Origin of the sequence: Priestia sp. YIM B13552 (assembly GCF_042787775.1) — a bacterium.
GTDB lineage: Bacteria > Bacillota > Bacilli > Bacillales > Bacillaceae_H > Priestia > Priestia megaterium_E.
In genome coordinates this window covers 120,245-139,655 of the sequence record NZ_JBHZOU010000006.1, presented here as the reverse complement: position 1 = coordinate 139,655, position 19,411 = coordinate 120,245, and the positions used below count along the sequence as shown (strand labels likewise).

The window sequence follows — 19,411 nt, the reverse complement described above, 5'->3', positions numbered from 1 at the left end:
AGAAAAGGATGAAAACAGCACTTGTGTTAGGTGGAACTCGTTTTTTTGGAAAAAATTTAGTCCAGACATTGCTCTCTAAAGGAGTTAAGGTTACGTTAGCAACGCGGGGTAAAACACCAGATGATTTCGGGAACCGAGTTGAACGGATTCTTCTTGATCGTGTAGAAAAAGATTCTGTAATCGAAACAACACGAGGAAGAAAATGGGATGTTATCTTCGATCAAATATGCTATTCTTCACACGGCGCAGCTGTGGCTGTTGAAGCTTTTCGTCATAGTACGAGTCACTATGTACTCACCTCGACTCTTTCAGTATACGGTTCTTTAGAAAAAACGTGTTATGAAGAAGATTTTGATCCATACAAGTATCCTATTTCATATACACGTCGTGAAAATATTTCCTACCAAGAAGGAAAACGCCAAGCTGAAGCGGTATTTTTTCAAAAAGCACCGTTTTCGGTAACGGCTGTCCGTTTTCCAATTGTAATGGGAAAAGATGATTATACGGATCGCTTACGTTTTCACGTAGAAAAAATTATGCATGAAGAAGAAATTGGTGTACCGGCTATTGAAGCAGAAATGAACTTCATTTCACAGGAAGAAGCCGGTGAATTTTTAGTCTGGTGTGCAGAACAGAAGCTAAAAGGACCGATTAACGCTTGTTCAAATGGTACTATTTCACTCAAAAATTTATTTTCATATATTGAACAAGCAGCGAATAAAACCGCAAAAACAACCTCTCGTTTAACAGATGAAAATAGTTCTCCTTACGGAGTAGATCATTCTTGGACGATGAGCAATGAAAAGGCTAGCTTTTGGGGATATTCATTTACAAACCTGCAGGACTGGCTGCCATCATTAATCAAAGCTTTCGTTGAAAGCGAAAAGAAAGTACCTTTAAGTTAAGAAAAAACAAAGACTGCGCCGTTTAGCAGTCTTTTTGCTGTGACAAGCAGAACATTTTTATTTTATACATAAAAAGGGTACGCTAGGTACACATCATTATATAGAAGAAAGAAGGATAAACTATGGCAAAACATCACTTTCATTTGCAAGCAAATTGGCCAGGAGGCCGAAATGAAGTAGGTACAATTGAATCAGGACAATTAAAAACAAACATTTCTATTCCACCAGAAATGGACGGGCCAGGGGTGGGAACAAATCCAGATGAAATGCTGCTAGGGGCAGCAGCCACTTGCTACATCATCACGCTTGCAGCGATGTTCGAAAGAAGTGGAATTCGTCAGGAGGGTTTAACGATGGAATCAGAAGCTATTGTGGACGTGACGAATGGTGTATTCACATACGAAAAAATTATTCATAAACCTCATGTTATCATCACATCTGAATTTGCGGCTCAAGAAGAAAAAATCAATCGACTTATAAAAAAAGCAGAAACATCCTGTATGATTTCAAGAGCCATTCAAGGAAATGTTGAGATTGAATTAGAGCCTCAGCTCACAGTAAAAGCGTAATGGACCCATTACGCTTTTCTTATGTTTATTTCTACAAAAAGCACATTTAAGATTGTAAAATACTCAAATTTGAATATAATAATTTAAGTAGCTATCATTTTTGTTCATCAAAAAGATGACGCGAAAGGAGGAACTGAAATGGTTTCATCAGAAAAAAATATTCGTTTTATCGTAGCAGGATTGCTGCTCGGTATTTTTATGTCAGCCATGGATAATACCATCGTAGCGACTGCTATGGGAAAAATCATTTCTGATCTAGGCGGGTTAGATAAGTTTGTTTGGGTGACGTCTGCCTATATGGTTGCCGTGATGGCGGGTATGCCGATATTTGGTAAACTATCCGATATGTACGGCCGTAAACGGTTTTTTATTTTTGGATTGACGGTATTTTTACTTGGCTCTGCATTGTGTGGCCTAGCGCAAAGCATTGTGCAGCTAAGTATTTACCGGGCGATTCAAGGAATTGGAGGAGGAGCGCTTCTTCCGATTGCTTTTACCATTGTATTTGATATTTTCCCTCCCGAGAAACGCGGGAAAATGACAGGATTATTAGGTGCCGTTTTTGGCTCAGCAAGCGTTTTTGGTCCGCTTCTTGGTGCATACATTACGGAATACATCAGCTGGCACTGGGTATTTTATGTAAACGTGCCGATTGGACTTTTATCGTTATTTTTTATTGTGCGCTTTTATAAAGAATCAAAAAGTCATAAAAAACAAAAAATTGACTGGGCTGGTGCAGCCACTCTTGTAATTTCAGTAGTTAGTTTAATGTTTGCTCTTGAACTTGGAGGGAAAGAGTACGATTGGTCTTCTCCGCAAATTTTATCTCTTTTTGCTATCTTTGCTGTGGCGCTATCACTCTTCTTTTTTGTGGAAAAACGCGCGCAAGAGCCGATTATTTCATTTTGGATGTTCAAGCGCCGTTTATTTGCAACATCACAAATTCTCGCTTTCTTATACGGAGCAACATTTATTATTTTAACGGTATTTATTCCTATTTTCGTTCAAGCTGTCTATGGAGGTTCTGCTACAAATGCAGGTTTAATTTTAACTCCGATGATGTTAGGCTCGGTAGCAGGAAGTGCTATCGGCGGGATTTTTCTAACAAAAACAAGCTTTCGAAACTTAATGATTATGTCCGTTTTTTCATTTGCAGTGGGAATGTTTTTATTAGGAACAATGGAACCTGATACACCTCGTTGGATGCTGACGGTATTCATGATTTTGACTGGGTTTGGCGTAGGATTTAGCTTTTCTCTTTTACCAACTTCGTCAACGCATAAGCTGGATCCACAGTTTAGAGGTTCTGCCAACTCAACGAACTCATTTGCGCGTTCTTTAGGAATGACGCTGGGAGTTACGATTTTTGGAACGATTCAAAGCAATACATTTACAAATGAGCTGCAGAGCAATTTTCAAGGTATGGGGAATGGATCACAAGGAGCATTTTCTCAAATAGGAGATCCGAGTGCAGTTTTTCAATCAAGTGCCCGAAACAGCATTCCGCCTCAAATATTAGATAAGATTGTTGATGCTATGTCTACATCGATCACGTATGCATTTATGCTTGCTCTTATTCCAATTGCAGTAGCTATCATTACTGTCTTTTTAATGGGAAATGAACGAGTGGAAGTTCCCCCTAAAAAGCGGGTAGAAGCAAAGGAACCTGCAGCTCAAAAATAGAAAAAGCGCGAAGATGTTCGTGCTTTTTTTACTAAATAAGATGCATGTCAAGAGGTGAAAGATGTTATGAGTGTTAAATTAGTCATACTGGGCTTATTAATGGAAGGAAATAAGCACCCTTATGAAATTCAGCAAACCATTAATGAAAGACAAATGAAGCACTATATTAAACTTGCAAGCGGTTCTTTATATTACGCTTTTGATACGCTCGAAAAAGATAAGTTGGTGAAAGTAGTCGATGTGATTCGAGAGACGAACAGACCTGAAAAGACCGTTTATTCTATCACGGATGCAGGAAAAGAAGAATTCGAGCGCCTTTATTTTGAACAGCTGTTAAAAAAAGAGCATATGCATAGACCAGTTTATGCTGCGCTTTCATTTACTTCTTACGTCGATCAAGAAAAAGTGGCTTCTGCTCTAGAAAAAAAGATTGAGGAAACGGCAGCTTATTTAGAAAAAATGCAAAATTTGTACCAAGTTAAAAAGGTGGATCATTCCATTGCAAATCTGTCGATCATTATGCGCACGATTATGCATTTGAAAGTAGAACTAACTTGGTTCACTCATTTACTCGAAGCGGCGAAAAGCAGCAAGCTTACAGAAGTAGATGATGGTTATTTTGAAGACGTTGAAAAAATCGTAGATGAGTTTTAAAAAAGAAGCAAAACGCTGCTTCTTTTTTTTAATAGTCATAAAATATATTTCAAGCAATTTAATTTTGCCAAAAGCTAGGTCAATAACAATTAATTAACACTTGATTCGACCTTTAATCAGCTTTACTTATAAAACGCTTTCAAAAAGTAGTAAGACTATTAAAAAAGTAAAAAAAATTAAAGAAATATAGCGATTTCATTTTGATTGACGAGTAAAAGAGTGGTAAAATATAAGCAGATATCAGATACACACGCAGTGAGATTTATCACTCGTTGTAAAGATGTCAGACGATAAGGTAATCGACATTCAAAATGGAAAGATTGTTGAGTACGACAATTATTATAACTCGTTGGGGGTTTTATCATGGGTAACGAAACGTCGAATAGAGGGGAGCCTTGGCAAGGATTTTTGGGTCCGAACTATGGCTATGTATTAGAACAGTATGAGTTATATGAAGAGCAGTCAGATCTAGTAGATCCAGAGTTAAAAGAATTATTTGATTATTGGGGTGCTCCTCCATTAAACGAAAGTGAGCAGGTTCAGCAAGCTGAATACGCACAGGCTGCACCTTCAGCTAACACATCTAAAATTGCATCGGCTATTAAGCTAGCGGAAAATATCCGTGCTTATGGTCATCTATACGCATCAATTAAGCCTCTTGAAAGCGAGAAGAAAGATCCTGTCTTGCTTCACTTGGAAGATTACAATTTAACGCAAGAAGATTTAAAATCAATTCCGGTTGATATTTTATGTACGAATGCGCCATCACACGTCAAAAATGGTTTAGATGCAATTAACTATTTAACAGATGTCTACACAAAAACCATTGCGTTTGAATTCCATCACGTACATAACATGGAAGAGAATAAGTGGCTGACTGATATGGTCGAGTCAGGTGCTATTTTCCAACCTCTTTCAAATGAGAAAAGAACTTCTGTATTAAAGCGTTTAACAGAAGTAGAAGGCTTTGAACAATTTTTACACCGTACATTTGTCGGACAAAAACGCTTTTCTATTGAAGGCGTAGATATGTTAATTCCACTTGTAGATGAACTGATTGCACGCTCAGTGGAAACAAGCCCAAAAACGGTTAATATCGGTATGGCTCACCGTGGACGCTTAAATGTATTAGCACACGTATTAGGCAAGCCTTATGAAATGATTTTTGCAGAATTCCAGCATGCACCTAACAAGGAATTAGTTCCTTCAGAAGGTTCAATCGGTATCAACTACGGCTGGACGGGAGACGTAAAATATCACCTGGGTGCCGACAAACAAATTAAAGCAGAGAACACAGTTCGAGCTCGTTTGACATTGGCTAGCAACCCTAGTCACTTGGAGTTTGTTAATCCGGTTGTGGAAGGGTTTACAAGAGCAGCTCAAGATGAGCGTGATGTGAATGGATACCCAACACAAGATGTAAAAAAATCGTTCGCGATTTTAATTCACGGAGATGCTGCGTTCCCTGGTGAAGGTATAGTACAAGAAACGCTGAACTTAAATCAATTGACTGGTTATCAAACAGGTGGAACAATCCACATTATTGCTAACAACATGATTGGATTTACAACAGAAAGCGTCGATTCTCGTTCAACGAAATATGCAAGTGATTTAGCAAAAGGATTTGAAATTCCAATTGTTCACGTAAATGCGGATGATCCGGAAGCCTGTCTAGCTGCTGCTTACTTTGCTTATGAGTATCGCAGACGTTTTAACAAAGATTTCTTGATTGATTTAATTGGATACCGTCGATTTGGCCACAATGAAATGGATGAACCGTCTGTAACGCAGCCGAAGATGTATGAAATTGTGACAAAACGTCCAACAGTTCGTGCTATGTATGCAAAGCAGCTTGAAGAACAAAACGTGATTCAAAGCGGCCAAGCAGATCAAATTAATGAAGAGTTACAAGCGAAGTTAAAAGCAGCTTATGAGAAAGTACCGCCAAAAGCTGAAAAGCAACATAGAATTATGGAAATGCCACAAGCAGTCTTCAAAGGAATTTCAGATATTGATACATCTGTTACAAAAGAAGAGCTGTTTGAAGTGAATCAAGAGCTAGTGAAATACCCTGAAGGATTTAACGTATTTCCAAAACTTGATCGCATCTTATCTAAACGTGCCAAAGCGTTTGAAGAAAATGAAAGCGTAGATTGGTCATTGGGTGAGGCATTTGCATTCGCTACGATTTTAAGAGACGGCACGCCAATTCGTATTACAGGCCAGGATTCTGAACGTGGTACGTTTGCACATAGACATCTTGTTCTTCATGATCATAAGACAGGGGATGTTTACTCACCACTACACGCAATGAAGAACGTAAGCGCTTCCTTTGATATTCGTAACAGTCCATTATCAGAAGGATCCGTTCTTGGATTTGAATACGGCTATAATGTATTTGCTCCTGAAACGCTTGTTCTTTGGGAAGCACAGTTCGGTGATTTTGCCAATGCAGGTCAAGTTATTATTGACCAGTTTATTGCCGCAGGCCGTGCTAAGTGGGGACAAAAATCTGGAATGGTCTTATTGCTGCCACACGGCCATGAAGGTCAAGGACCAGAACACTCAAGCGCTCGTCTAGAACGTTATTTACAGCTAGCTGGTGAAAACAACTGGACAATCGCAAACGTAACAAGCGCTGCACAATACTTCCACTTACTTCGACGACAAGCTGCCATTTTACAGCGCGAAGAAGTAAGACCGCTAGTAGTTATGACACCAAAAAGTTTGCTTCGTAATGCTTTTAGTGTGTCAAACCTTGAAGAGTTTACAAAAGGCTCTTTCCGCTTAGTAGTAGAACAGCCTGGATTAGGTAAAAAAGAAGATGCAGTTGAACGAATCGTTCTGTGCAGCGGAAAAATCAGCAGTGAATTAACGGAACGCTTAAACAAAGCAGAAGATGATAAAGATTGGCTACACGTCCTTCGTCTAGAACAAATTTATCCGTTCCCAAGACGCGTAATTGCTGAAATCTTTGCTCGCTATAAAAATTTAAAAGAGATTGTCTGGTTACAAGAAGAGCCGGAAAACATGGGCGCATGGAACTATGTAGAAGATCGACTGCGTGAAGTAGCACCAGAAGGAGCTACGGTTGACTACATCGGCCGCACAAGACGCTCAAGTCCAGCTGAAGGAGATCCAACAGTTCACAGACAAGAACAAGAACGTATTTTACAAGATGCATTAACTAAAAATGAAATTGCTAACGACGTTGTTACACGATAAGGAAGGGGAATGAACCATGGGAGAGATTAAAGTACCGGAATTAGCAGAATCAATTTCTGAAGGAACAGTTGCACAGTGGCTAAAACAAGTAGGAGATTTCGTTGAAAAAGGCGATTATATCGTTGAACTTGAAACAGATAAAGTTAACGTTGAAATTACAGCTGAAGACTCTGGTGTACTAACGGAACTTCTTGCTGGCGAAGGTGATACAGTGCAAGTTGGTGAAACAATTGCACGTCTTGAAGCGAAAGAAGGAGCTTCAGCACCAGCAGCACCAAAAGCTGAAGAAAAACCAGCAGAGGAAGCACCAAAGCAAGAAGCGGCTCCAGCTCAGCAAAAAACTGTTGAAGAAGTAGCGCCAGCAGCTGAAGCGCCTCAGCAAGGAAATCAAAAACAATGGCTAATTGCTTCTCCTGCAGCTCGCAAAGCAGCAAGAGAACGCGGAATTAAGCTAGATCAAGTGCCAACTACTGATCCTCTTGGCCGTGTGCGCAAACATGATATTGATTCGTATGCAGACCAAAAATCAAATGAGCAAAAGCAGCAGGCACAAGCAAGTAAGCCAGCTAACCCGGTATCTCCGTCTCCAGCGGCAAGTGAAAATAGCGATAAACCTGTTGAACGCGAACGTATGTCACGTCGTCGTCAAACAATTGCCAAACGTCTTGTTGAAGTTCAGCAAACAGCGGCTATGCTAACAACGTTTAACGAAGTAGACATGACTGCTGTTATGGCTCTTCGCAAACGACGCAAAGACAAATTCTTTGAACAGCACGACGTAAGACTTGGCTTTATGTCGTTCTTTACAAAAGCAGTAGTAGCAGCACTTAAAAAGTATCCATTATTAAATGCTGAAATTCAAGGAAACGAGTTATTAATTAAAAAATTCTATGATATCGGTATTGCTGTGTCAGCTCCAGACGGTCTTGTTGTTCCAGTTGTACGTGATGCTGACCGCAAAACATTCGCTGGTATCGAAGGATCTATCGTTGATTTAGCGAAAAAAGCGCGCGACAACAAATTAGCATTAAAAGATTTACAAGGTGGAACGTTCACAATTACAAACGGCGGCGTATTCGGTTCATTAATGTCTACACCAATTTTAAACGGGCCTCAAGTTGGTATTTTAGGAATGCATAAAGTTCAGCTTCGTCCGGTAGCAATTGATGAAGAGCGTATCGAAAATCGTCCGATGATGTACATTGCACTTTCTTACGATCACCGTATCGTTGACGGCAAAGAAGCCGTAAGCTTCCTAGCTACTGTTAAAGAACTATTAGAAGATCCAGAATCTTTATTACTAGAAGGTTGATAAAAAGAACCTGCTATTCTCTCGGAGAATAGCAGGTTCTTTTATGTTCGCTTAATGCCTGCGACATAAGCAGGACCCAAAAACGTCATGCTAGAGAGTGTCAGGGCCATTTCTCGCGGTGATTGCTTCATACCTTGTTCTAACCAGTGCTGAATAACTCCAAGATGTGCTGACGTTACGTAAGACATTAAATGTTCAAGTGGAACAAGCGGAGGCGTTTTATTATCAATGAGCTCTAATTTTTCCAGCATATTGGTTTTCATAACTTCTTTAATTTTAAGATGAAAGCCAGGGTTGCCTTTTGGACCAAGCATAACCTGCATAAAACGTGCATTTTCTTGAATATATTCAAAAAGTGTAATAATAAACGGCAAAGGCTGTTCTTTTAAATTAGCAGACACAATCTCATTGGGATTTGCCTTTTTGATAAATTCTTTTATCTCTTGAATGACTTCATTTTCGCTTTTTTCAAGCAAGTCGTATTTATCTTGGTAGTGTAAATAAAAAGTTCCGCGATTAATATCCGCTTTTTTCGTCAAATCCCTGACCGTTACGCCTTCAAACCCTTTCTCTTCCATTAATTCTGTCAAAGCATCTCGGATAAATCTTTTCGTTCGAATAATTCTGCGATCTGTTTTTGAATTCCCCACAGCTTTTAAAACACCTACTTTTTTCTTTAATAATGAACAGTTATATGCTTTGTGTTAAGTAATCGACATTCCCGCTATTATTGCATATTGAGAATACAGGTAAATTCATTATAATTTACATAGTGATCACTAATCAACACTATGTACATTATCTTTTCGTTAACGTGTATATCCTTAAAACAAAAAGGAGAGATCTATATGAAATTAGGGAATCAAAAGCTTATATATTTTTCACCAATTATAGTAGTAGCTGTTATTTTTATCTTTATTCTAACCTTAATTCCTTCGGCAAGCTCAGCACCTAAGAATTTGCCAATCGCATTCGTAAATGCTGACGAAGGAATGACAGTTCCAGCAAAGGGTAATGTAAATATAGGGAATCAAATCGAACAAAATACGAAAGGGGCAAGTACCGAACAGTCTTCGGTTAAATGGATCTTTGTCTCAAATACTAAAGAAGTTGAAAAAGGGTTAAATAATCAACGATACTACGGGGCGCTTATCATTCCAAAAGATTTCACAAAAAAACAGGCGACTCTTCAGACGGCTAAGCCTGATGCACCTGCTATTAGATTATTAGTGAATCAAGGAATGAATACAGCTGCTTCAACACTAGCAAGTCAGGTGCTAAACGGGACAGTCGATAAGATGAATGAAAATATGCGCTTGCAGCTAGTGAAAAGATTTGAACAAAACGGAACGCAACTAAGTGCAAGCCAAGCATTAGCACTCGCTGCACCGATTCAAAAGACAGTGATAAACGTAAACGAAACAGGGACTCATAGTGTCAACGGAAATGCCCCCGTTTCATTATTTCAGCCGCTGTGGATGGCAAGTATAGCCGGTGCTGCAATGGTCTTCCTCAGCATTCAAAAAGTCACGTTTTCTTCTCGTAAAGAGAAACTCGTTAACCAAGTAGGGTTCGTCATCATCGGGGCTATACTTGCTTTAGCTGCTGGTTTCGGGCTAGTGTGGCTGGCTGAAGTAGTTGGAATAAGCGTTCCTTCATTTTTGGATACGGCACTATTCTTAGCTATTGCTTACTTCAGCTTTTTCACCTTAATATCAGCCGTACTTTCATGGCTAGGACTAAAGGGACTTCCAATTTTCGTTATTATTCTATTTTTTGGCGCACCTTTGCTTTCAATGGCCCCAGAAATTATGCCTGATTTTTATAGAGAGTGGATTTATCCATGGCTGCCAATGAGATTTATGGTAGATGGCGTAAGAGAATTATTTTTCTTTGGAGAACATCTGACATGGAATCGTTCTGTATCTGCTCTAGCTCTTATCTCTTTAATAAGTTTGTGTGCTCTGTTTGCTTCTGCTTTACCTGCATCTTCTGTGAAAAAAGAGAAGTCTCGCTCCATATAAAAAATACTGTAACTGAATGAAAAGGAGAGATGATGATGAATCCACAAATCCTAATCGTTGGTGCCGGCCCTACTGGCCTCGTTATGGCCTACAATTTAGCCAGACATAACATTCCTTTTCGAATTATTGATAAAAGCGACGGGCCTGGGCAAGCCTCCCGGGCAATGGCTATTTTACCGCGAACGCTTGAATTTTATCAGCAGTTCGGTTTTGCAGATGAAGTCATAGACCGCGGGATTAAGATGAAAGATGTATACGTCCGAGTAAAGAATAAAATAAAAGCAAAAGTTCATCTAGGGTCTTTAGGAGAAGGATTAAGTCCTTTTCCTTTTGTTCTTACATTTCCACAGGACGACCACGAGCGCTTTCTGCTTGAAAAATTAAAAAATCTTGGAATTGAAGTAGAATGGAAGACGGAGTTACTATCTCTAGCTGAACACGGAGAAGGGGTAAAAACTTTATTAAAAGCCCAGCAAGAGGAAACCGCTTATTTTAAGTATATTTGTGGATGTGACGGAGCGCACAGTACAGTTCGCAAGCAAATGAATATAGAGTTTAAAGGAGAAAAATATAAACAGCATTTTTATGTGATGGATGTTTACGGCTCTGGTGAAGTGATGAAGGATCAAAAAATCAGTATTTCATTTAGCAATGAAGAATTTTTGATTTGTATGCCTGTTAGAAGTAAAGGAACGTATCGAATGATCGGCATTATTCCTTCAGCTTTTGGGGGTCAAAACGATGTAAAAGCTGAAAACATTCACGCTTTTATTCAACGAACATTTGGTACTCAGGTTGAGGGTATAAATTGGTTCTCGACATATCATATCCATCACAGAGTAGCAAGTCGTTTCCGACAGGGGCGTATTTTTCTAAGTGGAGACGCAGCCCATATTCATAGTCCTGCAGGCGGACAAGGAATGAACACAGGAATTGGAGATGCAATCAACCTTTCATGGAAATTAGCAGCTGTCCTTCAACGCAAAGCGGCACTTTCCATATTAGATACATACGAAGAAGAAAGGTTGCCTTTTGCAGAGCTGCTTGTAAATACAACTGATCGCGCTTTTAAGCGAATGGTGGCAAGAGATAAAACGAGTCAATTTTTTAGAAAGCATATCTTTCCGCCTGTACTATCCTTTTTATTTCGTTTCCCTTATCCCCGTCACAAAGCATTTACGATTTTATCTCAAATCCGCATTAAGTATCGAAATAGTGACCTAAGCAGCGGGCAAGGGACAAATGTGCAAAGTGGTGATAGATTACCTTATGTAGAAGGGAATTTTGAATCTTTACAGTCTTTAAACTGGCAAATACATGTCTATGGCACAGCAGAAGAGAAGCTAAAAAAGAGCATGCAAGAAAAGGATTTCTCCTTGCACGAGTTTTCTTGGAACCCTTACTTGAAGAAAGCAGGGCTTCAAAAAGATGCTCTATACGTTATTAGACCGGATGGATACATTGGTTTTATTAGCAGCGAGCAGCGTATAGATCTGCTTCATCAATATTTGAATACGAATAAAATCCTTCCTTTTACAAATGAAGATTCGATCTAAAAAACGCCATCTTATATGGTGTTTTTATTTTTGTTTACAATTTCGAAACAACTTGGAGATGTTTTTGGGAAAGCTGTTTGATAAGATAGACGAATAGAAATATCAAATGAAAGTACGTGATACATTGAATAAAAAGATTTTAGTAGTTGATGATGAAAAAAGTATTGCTACAGCGGTATCCTATGCTTTCAAGCGCGAAGGATATATTGTAGACACAGCATCTGACGGTGAAGAAGCACTTGAAAAAGTAAAAAGCTTTCGACCTGACGTGATGATATTAGATGTGATGATGCCAAAATTAACCGGCTATGAAGTATGCCGAAAACTTGAGAATCGAAGAGGAATGGGTATTATCTTGTTAACGGTTAAAAACGATATTGTCGATAAAGTTCTAGGCTTAGAGTTAGGCGCAGATGATTATATGACCAAGCCGTTTGACGTAAGAGAACTTGTAGCTAGAGCTAAAGCACTTGTTCGGCGAATAGAAAAAAATGAAGTTCCTGAAGCTGTGGGGGAAATCACGGTGGGAAAAGTGAAGGTGAACTTAATTCAGCGCACGTTACATGTTGCCAATGAGTTAGTTAAGCTTACACCAAAGGAGTTTGATCTTATTGCTTTATTACTTGCCAATTTAGAGAGAGTGTACACACGAGAAGATTTACTAGATCTTGTCTGGGGAATGGATTATGCAGGCGGTACACGTACAGTAGACATTCACATGCAGCGCCTTCGAAAAAAAGTAGGAGAAGCAGAACCTTATTTGCTTCAAACGGTATACGGGGTTGGATATAAAGCGACAGCAGGGATCAATGAATGAAAATCAGCCTAAAAGCTAAGATGGGGCTCGTTCTGGCTTTTTTAATTATTTTAACAGTAACCGTACTGAGCGTACTTGTGTTAAAAGGAATTGAGACAAATCAGCGTGATCAGCTAGAAAGTGAACTTATTCAAAAAAGCAAAGCAGCCGAGCAGACGATTCATCAAAGTTATGTAACCGGTGACCCGTCTCTGAATACAGATTCTTTTCTTCAGCAAAAAGGACAGCGCCTTGCATCTTCCATTGCATCACAAAGCGGAATGCAAACAGTCCTATATAATCAAAAAGGACAGGAAGCAGGAAGCTCTATTCCCATCGGCCAAAAAGATGTGGATGTTTCTGATACGCTTAGCTATGCTTTGAAAGGAAAAATAGCCTATCAAATTTCAGGTTCTTCCCTTATTTACTTCGCACCTGTGTCAATCGATAATCAATTTATTGGAGCCATTCGTTTTGACCATTCCCTAAAAAATAATCAGCAGTTTATAGCTGACATTAGGCACTTATTTCGTATGGGAGGAACGATTGCAGCAGCAGCAGCTTTTTTAATTGGCTACGCTTATTTTTACCGCATTGCTTCGCTCATCGCTACGCTTCAAAAAACTTCACAGCAGATTCGAAAAGGCCATTATTTAACTGATGTGCCGTTCAAACGACGCGATGAACTTGGAGAGCTTAGTCAAGGCTTGTTTTTTATGAGTACGTCGATTGAAAAAAATATCGATCAAATGAATGAAGAAAAAAGAAAGCTTGAGTTTGCTATTTCGAAACTGCAGTCTCTTGAACAGCAGCAAAAGCAGTTTATCGGTAACATCAGCCACGAATTTAAGACGCCTTTAACATCGATCAAAGCTTATGTTGACTTACTTGATATGTATCGAGATGATCCTCAGCTTATGGAAGACGGCGTGCAGAATATTCGTAAAGAAACGAATCGCCTTCATGAAATGGTAGATAAAATCTTAAAGCTGTCAGCACTTGAGAAATATGATTTCGAGCAGCGGCCAGAGCAAGTTGAATTGAAGCGGCTTCTAGAAGACATATGCGGTCGTATGAAAGGAAAAGCAGCTAAATTTGATTTGACTCTTCATACAAATATCAAAGAAGCAGTTGTTTGGGCTGATCGTGAAAGCTTAATACACATTTTTATCAATTTAATTGACAATGCTATTAAATATAATGAACCAGGCGGAAGAGTGGAAGTAGCGTCTTACACTTTAGAAAATTCTATTATTGTGGATGTAGCTAACACCGGAATAGGAATTCCACCCGAAGCAGAAGAGAAATTATTTCAACCATTTTTCACCGTAAATAAAGATCGGTCGCGTTTATCCGGAGGTACAGGTCTTGGCTTAGCATTAGCCAAAGATTTAACTGAAAAACAAAAAGGTGTTATCAAGCTGCATCATTCTGACTCTAAATGGACGATTTTCAAAGTTTCGTTTCCTTTAAAAAAAGAGAAATGAGTTAGCTAAAAGGAGTGAACCGTTATTGAAACGGTATAGATTAATGATATGTATAGCAAGCACTTTTCTTATTTTAACATCATGCGGACAAGAAGAAAGCCATAGAGAAACCGTTGAAAAACCCGACAAGAAAATTACTGTATTGGACCAAGTAGATAAAGATGGAAAAGTAGAAGTGAAAGACGTTCAGGATATTAACGGCGTAAGGGCGTTTCAATTTTTAAATGAAAACACAATGATTGTTAGTAAAGAAAATAAACAATTTCGTTCGCACGATTTCGGTCCCAAAGAGGTATATGCACAGAATTTAGCTACTTATAATCTAAAAAACAAGTCTACTTTTGTGTTGCATCCAAGCAATGAAATTCAACATGCGGCGAAGCTTTCTCCGAATGGTGAATATCTTTTTTATAAAGTAGCAAAAGGCGAAGATACATTTGGTTATATAATGAACCTTCAAACAAAAAAAACGGTTAAAATAAAGAATGTTCTTCTCTATCCATCAAGCGGAGAGTGGCTTAATAACTCAGAAGTAATGTTTATTACAATGGAAGGAAAGCTTTCTAAAGCAAATGTAAAAGGAGAAGCAAAACCTCTGTTGCACAGAGACGATCGAATCTTAGATGCAGTTAAAGGAATAGGTGGCATTTATTATATTGGTGTAAACAACCAGCTTTTTTTTCTTCATAACGAACAGACGGATCCTGAAAAAATCCGAGATAATGTGGTTTCTATTATCCCGTCTCCAAACGGAAAACAATTAGCGCTCGTGCAGCAAAAAGATGCCCAAACGAGAACACTGTCTATCACAGATTTAAAAGGATCAGAGGCCTTTCAGCTTGCTTTGTCCACTCAAATTTTTGGCGTAAGCTGGTCTCCCGACGGTTCGAAATTAGCCTATAACTTTATTTCTGAAAAAGAGGGAGATAAAGGGATATTCATAGCAGATGGATTAACAGGAGATGTTACACACTTAAACGTAAATTTGGACTATGCCGCTGATCAGCTTGCTTGGAGTCAATCAGGACATAAACTAGTTGCATCGAGCTTTACGCAAAATCAAGTTCATACGTATATTATCTTTTTGAAATAGACTGCTTAGGCAGTCTATTTCTATTTTTTTACACCTTCATTTTTTTTAGAGTGTTTACAAGTTTGAAACAACTGAATAACAGACAGAAACATTTATATTTTATCCTTTCTTTATAGGCTTTTGTAGTACATCAAAAGCCGTTTGAAAGGAGTAAGACATCATGAAATACTTTTTATTTATTTGTTCTTTAGCTTTTACGCTGATGATAGCAGGGTGCGGCACAAGCAATTCTTCATCAAAGCCTGCCAGAGAATTCACAAAAAATGGACAGCCTCAAAAACTAGAAAGCTCATCAGCTTCTTCATCTTTAACGAAATCTAATGTAGACGAAACAGTGGTAATAGCCAATCCAGAATCGGTTACGGCTTTAGTTAATAAAATACATCAGCTTCCTGAATCCTATCAGCCTTCTGATTTAGTCTATGCCGACGTTCCGTTTATCTTTAACGAAAAAATAGAAAAACGAATGCTTAGAAAACCTGCGGCACAAGTGCTTGAAGAACTTTTCCGAGATGCTGAAAAAGAGGGAATCAGCTTACTTGGTGTATCCGGTTATCGATCTCACGAGCGTCAAAAAGAGCTTTTTGCATTTTATGCAAAGCGAGACGGTGAAGAACAAGCACGCACATATAGCGCCTATCCTGGAACAAGTGAACACGAAACGGGACTAGCAATCGATGTCACGGGAGGAAGTGGAATGTGTGCTGCAGCAGACTGCTTCGCTGATACACCAGAGGCTCATTGGCTTTCAAAAAATGCCTATCAATACGGATTCATTATTCGATATCCTGAAGGTGAAGAGCAGGTTACCGGCTATAAATACGAACCATGGCACCTTAGATATGTAGGGAAAAAAGCAGCCGCATCCATCTTTAATCAATATGCAACGTTAGAAACCTATGCAAGTAAGAAAAAAGCTTAATCAAAAGTTCTATAACTGGAGAACAAAGGAAAGAAAAATGAAAAGTCAGGTTTATCACTCTCACATATGATACAAACTGATACTATAACATGCTTGCTATAGAGGAAGGGTATCAATGTATAAAGATATTGCGATTGAACTGATATGTGGATTTTTAGCGCTATTTATTATGCTGAAGCTTTTAGGTAAGACGCAGTTTGCTCAAATCACTCCGTTTGACTTTATTACCACGCTTGTCCTGGGAAATATTGTGGGGGATGCGGCTCTTGAAAAAGGAGTAGAGTTAACTGAAATTCTTTACAGCGTTTTGATTTGGGGGCTTCTGATCTATGCAGTGACGAAGCTATCTCAAACCTTTACAGGGTTTAGAGGAATTCTTGAAGGAAAGCCTTCAATGATTATTTATAAAGGGAAAATCCTTTATAAAGAGCTTAAGAAAAACAACTTGGACTTAAATCAGCTTCAGCATCTAATGAGACAGCAAGGGTATTTTTCACTGTATGAAGCAGAATATGTCATTTTAGAAACAAATGGAGAGGTGAGCGTCGCTCCTAAACACGAATTCGGCCCTCCGACGAAAAATGATTTAAACATCCCTTATTCTCAAACCAATTTACCTATTGCGTTAATCATGGATGGAAAAGTAGTGCCTGGTAATTTGAAAGAAGCAAACGTAGATGAAAAATGGTTAAAAAAACAGCTTGCAATCAAGAAAATTAAAAAATACAGCGAAGTTTTTTATGCTGAATGGCAGCAAGAGCGAGGACTAGAAATAACAAAATTCTAAAAACCCTTTCCTTTTAAGGAAAGGGTTTTTAGCTTTCTTTTAATAGCTTAGCAAAATCTTCAATCGTTGTAGAATAGGTGACGTACAGACGGGGAATAAGATAGTTTTCATCCTTTTGTCCGCTCTCAGTGAAAAATTTTGGAATTGTTGAAAGACCAAATGTATAATTCTTTTTTGTTTCTTCCACTACGCGGCTATTAACCTTGCCATAGGGGTAAGCAAGAGCAATAACGGGCTGGCTCGTAATGGCTTCAATTTTTCGTTTTGAATCAGCTAGCTCATAGGATAAATTTTTCGTCTTAGTTAAATCCGGATGAGTAGCGGTATGAGACTGAATAGAAAAAAATCCTGAATCAACAAATTTTTTTAAATCCGCTGGCGACAAACGGTTGGGACGGCCGATAAAATCTGAAATCACAAAAATTGTAGCCGCTGGATGAAATTGAGGGCTGGCTGCTCTTTGAAAAATAGGCAAGATAGTAAGATTATTTTTATAACCATCGTCAAATGTAATAAATATAGGTTTTTTCACACGCTTTACTTCCTGCCACTTTTCAAATGTTAGCGGCGTATATCCTTGCTTTTTAAGATAAAGAAGTTGTTTCTCAAAATTTTCAGGCGTCACATACAGTTCTTTTTCCCCGTGGCCTGTGTAGGCATCAATAGAATGGTAAATCAAGACAGGCACTTTCACTTGGCTAAAAGCGGGGGAAGGGAAAATAACAGTTAGCACTAAGATAACAAAAACCGAAATTTTTCTCATAACAATCCTTTCTGTTGCACAGTGGTAACGAGACTGTTTTAGTATGTCAAAACAAAAGGAATGTATAAGCAAAGCTTTCTTTTTTACAAATATAAGCCTTCTTTTTTAAATATTTTATGCAGAACCAAATGCTCGGCAGTGTTCACAACTGCAAACTGTTTCTTAGAAAGAGAATGGGGAGAAAAACGCATTAGCTTAGTAAAGTCTGATGGCAGCGTAGTAGATGAAACATCAGTAGAGAGTATAGGGGCAGACAAAGGTGTTTTCGAACCGATGTGAAAACCCCAATCTCCAAAAGAAGGAATAATGGTGTGGTAGCTCAACGTATAAAACTGAGAAGCTTTCATCGTCTTATTAATGCTCCAAAAAACGATAGGTGTGTCTCTGGGAGAATTTGACTGACACACGACCAAGCCGCTGTGCGATAGTGAACGTTGGAGAAGTGCGTAAAATTCTTTTGTATAAAGAGCACTTATTTTTTTGTTAGTAGGATCAGGAAAATCGATAATGATAATATCATAACACGCTGAATTCAAAGAGAGGTAGTCAACAGCATCTTGAATATGAACGGTGACACGAGAATCTTGAAATGAGCGTTGATTTAACTTCTTTAATTCTTCTACATTCATGGCAGCATTTACAACGTCAGCATCTATTTCTACAAGTTCTATTTCTTTAACTTCTTTATATTTAAGAACTTCTCGTAAAGCTAAACCATCTCCTCCTCCCAGAATAAGAATACGGCGAGGATTTAAGGAAGCTGCAAAGATAGGGTGTACAAGAGCTTCATGGTACGCATGTTCATCCAATGAACTAAATTGCAGCTGTTCATCCAAATACATTCGAATATCAGATGCTTTGATCAGCTGAATATCTTGAATACGATTTTTTTGATGAAACAAAATGTCATGCTGGCCTGATAAAATCTGCTGTAGACTAACGTGATCTGAGTCATCTCCACGATTGAGAAGACGAGTGCTTTCAGCATGCTGACAATTTTTTGTTGAAGTTTCGGCGTGTTGAATTCCGCGAGAAATCGAATACACAACAGCTTTTTTTGAAGCTAATTGCTTCAGCAACGCATAACCAATTTCAATTATTTCTTTGTCTCCGCACGTATAAAAATCTAATGAAGCGTAATTTTCCTCCGGCCACGTATGAATAGACAAGTGAGAGGTAGCTAATACGAGAATGCCTGTAATGCCTTGGGGCGTAAACTGGTGAAAATAACAGTGCAAAACTTCCATCTCTGCATCTAGTGCAGCTTTAACAAGAATTCTCCTTAAGAGTGAGGGGTCGTTTAATATCACTTCATCGCATTCGAACGCATCCATTAGCAAGTGTTTGCCTTTAATATCCACTACTTCAGCCTCCTTTTTGAGCATTATTTTCACTATCTTATGAAACTTTTTCAAAAAAGGAAACGTAAGCACGTTATTTTGTGGATATTTTCGGGAAATAACTAGTTATCTTCCTATAGAAAAGAAGCTGGGACAGACGTATTTTCGCTGAAGGAAGATTCGAACAGTCAATCGAGATTCTTAATAGAGAATTCAACTCGTTCGGATTTTTTCATTGTGATGGTGAACGTAGATTTACCGTATGTAATAACTGTTAATTAGAGGCAAAGCGAAG

General features: G+C 38.6%; 16 protein-coding genes. 13 read left to right on the top strand and 3 right to left on the bottom strand.

The window, feature by feature from the left end; all coding sequences use genetic code 11:
* The first annotated feature begins 8 nt into the window (after positions 1 to 8).
* The 6 genes from ACFX40_RS21830 (at position 9) to odhB (ending at position 8,348) form a co-directional block, all read left to right on the top strand.
* Entirely contained in the window at positions 9 to 905 is an 897-nt protein-coding gene (locus ACFX40_RS21830; RefSeq protein ID WP_028409069.1) for an NAD-dependent epimerase/dehydratase family protein, read from the top strand.
* Between the two features lie 122 nt (positions 906 to 1,027).
* Complete coding sequence (locus ACFX40_RS21825; protein ID WP_028409068.1) at positions 1,028 to 1,474, top strand: OsmC family protein; 447 nt, start codon at positions 1,028 to 1,030, stop codon at positions 1,472 to 1,474.
* A gap of 138 nt (positions 1,475 to 1,612) precedes the next feature.
* Positions 1,613 to 3,157, top strand: coding sequence for an MDR family MFS transporter (locus ACFX40_RS21820; protein ID WP_098248186.1), 1,545 nt, complete (start codon positions 1,613 to 1,615; stop codon positions 3,155 to 3,157).
* Between the two features lie 66 nt (positions 3,158 to 3,223).
* Complete coding sequence (locus ACFX40_RS21815) at positions 3,224 to 3,811, top strand: PadR family transcriptional regulator (protein ID WP_060746885.1); 588 nt, start codon at positions 3,224 to 3,226, stop codon at positions 3,809 to 3,811.
* Positions 3,812 to 4,174: 363 nt separating this feature from the next.
* On the top strand, positions 4,175 to 7,036 hold the full coding sequence (sucA, locus tag ACFX40_RS21810) for a 2-oxoglutarate dehydrogenase E1 component (RefSeq protein WP_060746884.1): 2,862 nt from the start codon (positions 4,175 to 4,177) through the stop codon (positions 7,034 to 7,036).
* A gap of 16 nt (positions 7,037 to 7,052) precedes the next feature.
* Entirely contained in the window at positions 7,053 to 8,348 is a 1,296-nt protein-coding gene (gene odhB / locus ACFX40_RS21805; protein ID WP_014459542.1) for a 2-oxoglutarate dehydrogenase complex dihydrolipoyllysine-residue succinyltransferase, read from the top strand.
* A 41-nt stretch (positions 8,349 to 8,389) separates the two neighbouring features.
* Here odhB and ACFX40_RS21800 read toward each other — a convergent pair whose 3' ends face one another.
* The gene (locus ACFX40_RS21800) at positions 8,390 to 8,998 is read right to left on the bottom strand and encodes a TetR/AcrR family transcriptional regulator (protein ID WP_060746882.1); all 609 of its coding nucleotides are present in this window, start codon (positions 8,996 to 8,998) and stop codon (positions 8,390 to 8,392) included.
* Between the two features lie 198 nt (positions 8,999 to 9,196).
* Here ACFX40_RS21800 and ACFX40_RS21795 point away from each other — a divergent pair, with 198 nt between their 5' ends.
* From ACFX40_RS21795 to ACFX40_RS21765, 7 genes are all read left to right on the top strand, one after another.
* Positions 9,197 to 10,372 (top strand): YhgE/Pip domain-containing protein, encoded by a 1,176-nt coding sequence (locus ACFX40_RS21795; RefSeq protein WP_098334441.1) that lies wholly within the window; start codon positions 9,197 to 9,199, stop codon positions 10,370 to 10,372.
* Between the two features lie 35 nt (positions 10,373 to 10,407).
* Positions 10,408 to 11,928, top strand: coding sequence for an FAD-dependent monooxygenase (locus ACFX40_RS21790; protein WP_377256295.1), 1,521 nt, complete (start codon positions 10,408 to 10,410; stop codon positions 11,926 to 11,928).
* A gap of 124 nt (positions 11,929 to 12,052) precedes the next feature.
* On the top strand, positions 12,053 to 12,745 hold the full coding sequence (locus ACFX40_RS21785; RefSeq protein WP_060746916.1) for a response regulator transcription factor: 693 nt from the start codon (positions 12,053 to 12,055) through the stop codon (positions 12,743 to 12,745).
* Entirely contained in the window at positions 12,742 to 14,211 is a 1,470-nt protein-coding gene (locus ACFX40_RS21780) for a sensor histidine kinase (RefSeq protein ID WP_098334443.1), read from the top strand. The genes ACFX40_RS21785 and ACFX40_RS21780 overlap by 4 nt, the downstream gene beginning before the upstream one ends.
* 25 nt (positions 14,212 to 14,236) lie before the next feature.
* Positions 14,237 to 15,304, top strand: a complete 1,068-nt coding sequence (locus tag ACFX40_RS21775; protein ID WP_060746878.1) for a TolB family protein — start codon at positions 14,237 to 14,239, stop codon at positions 15,302 to 15,304.
* 160 nt (positions 15,305 to 15,464) lie between these two features.
* Positions 15,465 to 16,226 (top strand): M15 family metallopeptidase, encoded by a 762-nt coding sequence (locus ACFX40_RS21770; RefSeq protein ID WP_377256292.1) that lies wholly within the window; start codon positions 15,465 to 15,467, stop codon positions 16,224 to 16,226.
* A 115-nt stretch (positions 16,227 to 16,341) separates the two neighbouring features.
* On the top strand, positions 16,342 to 17,013 hold the full coding sequence (locus ACFX40_RS21765) for a DUF421 domain-containing protein (RefSeq protein WP_013057585.1): 672 nt from the start codon (positions 16,342 to 16,344) through the stop codon (positions 17,011 to 17,013).
* 28 nt (positions 17,014 to 17,041) lie between these two features.
* Here the strand turns inward: ACFX40_RS21765 and ACFX40_RS21760 are convergent, their stop codons facing one another.
* Both ACFX40_RS21760 and ACFX40_RS21755 read right to left on the bottom strand, forming a co-directional pair.
* On the bottom strand, positions 17,042 to 17,776 hold the full coding sequence (locus ACFX40_RS21760; protein WP_051421103.1) for a polysaccharide deacetylase family protein: 735 nt from the start codon (positions 17,774 to 17,776) through the stop codon (positions 17,042 to 17,044).
* 83 nt (positions 17,777 to 17,859) lie between these two features.
* Positions 17,860 to 19,137, bottom strand: a complete 1,278-nt coding sequence (locus ACFX40_RS21755; protein ID WP_098332853.1) for a polyamine aminopropyltransferase — start codon at positions 19,135 to 19,137, stop codon at positions 17,860 to 17,862.
* Between the last annotated feature and the right edge of the window lie 274 nt (positions 19,138 to 19,411).